Genomic DNA, 3,787 nt, shown 5'->3' with positions numbered 1-3,787 from the left:
GAAAAAGCCAGCATTGATGGACTTCAGCTGCACGCAGATCAGGCAAATGAAGCCCTGGCACGATCCGTGGCGATTGTTGAGGAATACAACCGCACACACCCTGACAACAAAGCATAACAACACTCACAGGCGGGTCATCCGGGCCCGCCGCAACCCTCACAATGAGGAGGAACCAAATTGGGACAAGATCTTAGAAACTATACACCAGAAGACGAAACCTTCTGGCAGAATGAAGGGAAGGCGATTGCGAACCGCAACCTCTGGATCTCCATTCCATCACTGCTCTGCGGCTTTGCTGTCTGGCTGTACTGGGGCATCATCACCGTTCAGATGATCAACCTTGGTTTCGGCTTTGAGAAATCTGACCTGTTCACACTCGGCGCGATTGCCGGTCTGACCGGTGCGACCCTGCGTATTCCATCCACATTCTTTGTGCGTATCGCGGGTGGTCGGAACACTATTTTCTTCACCACCGCCCTTCTGATGATCCCAGCCATTGGCGCGGGTTACTATCTGCAAGACCCGAACACTCCACTGTGGAAATTCCAGGTTCTGGCGTTTCTGTCTGGTATCGGTGGCGGTAACTTCTCATCCTCCATGTCTAACATCAGTTTCTTCTTTCCCAAGCGCATGCAGGGTTATTCCTTGGGCATGAACGCGGGTCTGGGCAACTTTGGTGTGACCACCATGCAGATCCTGATCCCACTTGTGATGACCTTTGGTCTGTTCGGTGGCGAAGGCCGTGAGCTGGTGAACACATCCGGCACATTGATCGGTAAAATCCCTGCGGGCACTGAGACTTACATTCAGAACGCTGGTTTTGTTTGGCTCTTGTTCCTTGTACCGCTGGCATTCGCTGGCTGGTGGGGCATGAACAACATCCGTGATGAACATGTCTCCCCTGACATCCCATCCCCTGCTGGCGCATTTGGCACCATTACCGGCATGTTGCTGGTGGGTTTCCTGACTGCGGCTTTCGGTCTGTGGCTGATGTTACCTGCGAAAGTTGGCGGATCTGGCTTTATGGTGTCCAAATGGATCGTTCTGCCTATCGTAATTGCGCTGACTGTGTTCCTGCTGAAGATGATCCCAGGTCAAGTCGGCCAAAACCTGTCACGTCAATATAAGATCTTTGGCAACAAACACACATGGGCGATGACTGTCATCTACACCATGACCTTTGGTTCCTTCATCGGTTATGCGGCGACTTTTGCGCTGGCGATCAAAGTTGTGTTTGGCTTCCAGCACATCGAAGTTGACGGCGTAATGACCCACGATCTGGCCAACCCGAACGGCCCAAGTGCCCTGATGTTTGCCTGGATGGGCCCATTTATCGGCGCGTTGATCCGCCCTGTTGGTGGCATGATTGCGGATAAACTGGGTGGCGCACGCGTGACACAGTGGATTTCCATCGTGATGGTTGGCTCTGCCCTGGGTGTGGCTTACTTCCTGAAGCAAGCTTACGTTTCCGCAACCCCGGAAGAATTCTTCTTCCCCTTCATGATCTTGTTCCTGATCCTCTTCGCAGCAACAGGTATCGGCAACGGATCCACCTTCCGCACAATCGCTGTGGCCTTCAACAAAGAACAAGCTGGTCCTGTTCTTGGCTGGACTGCTGCGGTGGCTGCTTATGGCGCATTCATCATCCCCAAAGTGTTTGGTGAACAGATCAAAGCCGCGACACCTGAATACGCCTTGTACGGTTTTGCAGTCTTCTACGGCGTCTGCATCCTGATCAACTGGTGGTTCTACCTGCGCCCAGGCGCTTACATCAAGAACCCTTGATTTCCAAAACTTCAGTTCCGGCCACCCTGGCCGGGCCTGAGCCAGCCCGCCCCGCCCCGTCGCATTCCCGTGCAATGCGGGGCGGGCCAGCAAACTTAAGGAGAATATGAGATGAGCCACCTGCTCGACCGTCTAAATTTCTTCCAGTCAAAGCAACTGGATACCTTTTCCAACAAGCATGGTCAGACCACGAATGAAGACCGCGCCTGGGAAGATGTTTACCGCAACCGCTGGCGTCATGACAAAGTTGTCCGCTCAACACACGGTGTGAACTGTACCGGCTCATGCTCCTGGAAGATTTACGTAAAATCCGGCATCGTAACCTGGGAAACCCAGCAAACCGATTATCCGCGCACACGTCCTGATCTGCCGAACCACGAACCGCGTGGCTGTGCCCGTGGGGCCAGCTATTCCTGGTATCTCTATTCTGCGAACCGGGTGAAAAACCCGCTGATCCGCGGCAAGCTGATGAAAGCTTGGCGTCGTATGCGCAAAAACATGGAACCCGCTGCGGCTTGGAAAGCCCTTCAGGAAGATCCGGTACTGCGCGCGTCCTACGTGAAAACCCGTGGTAAAGGCGGCTTTGTGCGCGCGACTTGGGATGAAAGCACCGAAATCATCGCCGCCGCCAACGCTTATACCGTGAAAACATACGGCCCTGACCGCGTCTTTGGCTTCTCGCCAATTCCTGCGATGTCTATGGTCAGCTATGCAGCTGGTTCTCGCTACCTGTCCCTGCTGGGCGGCGTCTGCATGTCGTTCTATGACTGGTATTGTGACCTTCCACCTGCCTCCCCAATGACTTGGGGTGAACAGACCGACGTGCCTGAATCCGCAGACTGGTATAATGCCGGATACCTGCTGCTTTGGGGTTCTAACGTTCCACAAACACGTACACCCGACGCACACTTCTATACAGAAGCGCGTTATCGTGGCACCAAATCCGCTGTTGTTTCACCGGACTATTCAGAGGCCGCCAAATTTGGTGACATCTGGCTGAACGCAAAACAGGGCACCGACGCGGCGCTTGCAATGGCCTTTGGCCATGTGATCCTGCGCGAATTCCACCTTGATCGTCAGGCCGAATATTTTGAGGATTACACCCGCAAATATTCTGACTTCCCGATGCTTGTCACCATGGAAGAAAAAGATGGCCGCATGATCCCGGGTCGCTTCCTGCGCGCGGATGATCTTGCCGGTAAGCTTGGTGAGAAGAACAACCCCGAATGGAAAACCATCGCTTGGGACAATGAAAACGGTCTCTGCGCACCAAATGGGTCCGTCGGCTATCGCTGGGGCGAAGACGGCGAATGGAACCTGGAAGAACGCGCAAAAGGCAAAGACACTGACCTTAAGATGTCTTTCATCCTGGAAGAGGATCACGACGAAGTTGTCGGCGTTGATTTCCCATATTTCGGCGGTGAAGCCACTGAAAACTTCCACAAATGTGACCATCCTGACGTTCTGACCCGCAACATTCCGGTGAAGAAAATCAAATCCGGTAAAAAAACCATCACAGTTGCGACTGTGTTTGACCTCTTCTGTGCAAACTATGGTCTGGATCGTGGTCTGGGCGGCGATTGGGTTGCCAAAGATTACAACGACGACATCCCTGGCACACCTGCTTGGGCTGAGAAAATCACTGGCGTTGCCCGTGATAAAATCGAAGCTGTTGCCCGTGAATTCGCCCTGAACGCTGAGAAAACCAATGGTAAATCCATGGTTATCCTCGGCGCCGGTCTGAACCACTGGTACCACATGGATATGAACTATCGCGGCATTATCAACATGCTGGTGATGTGTGGGTGTATCGGTCAATCCGGCGGCGGCTGGAGCCACTATGTCGGCCAGGAAAAACTGCGTCCGCAAACCGGCTGGCAACCGCTGGCATTTGGTCTGGACTGGTGTCGTCCGCCACGTCACATGAACTCCACCTCTGCATGGTACGCCCACACAGATCAGTTCCGTTATGAACAGCTGTCAGCGAATGAAATCCTGTCGC

The 3,787-nt window shown here is 53.7% G+C and carries 2 protein-coding genes; both read left to right on the top strand.

Annotated features, from left to right (window positions below; translation table 11 throughout):
- Positions 1-177: 177 nt before the first annotated feature.
- Positions 178-1,785, top strand: a complete 1,608-nt coding sequence (locus tag ACPGUT_RS14920; RefSeq protein ID WP_423992716.1) for an antiporter — start codon at positions 178-180, stop codon at positions 1,783-1,785.
- A 111-nt stretch (positions 1,786-1,896) separates the two neighbouring features.
- Positions 1,897-3,787: molybdopterin-dependent oxidoreductase (locus tag ACPGUT_RS14915; protein WP_423992714.1), on the top strand; the 1,891-nt coding region annotated here is incomplete at its 3' end.

This window comes from Halocynthiibacter sp., from assembly GCF_049608145.1.
Lineage (GTDB): Bacteria > Pseudomonadota > Alphaproteobacteria > Rhodobacterales > Rhodobacteraceae > Halocynthiibacter.
This window is presented reverse-complemented; position numbering and strand designations above follow the sequence as displayed.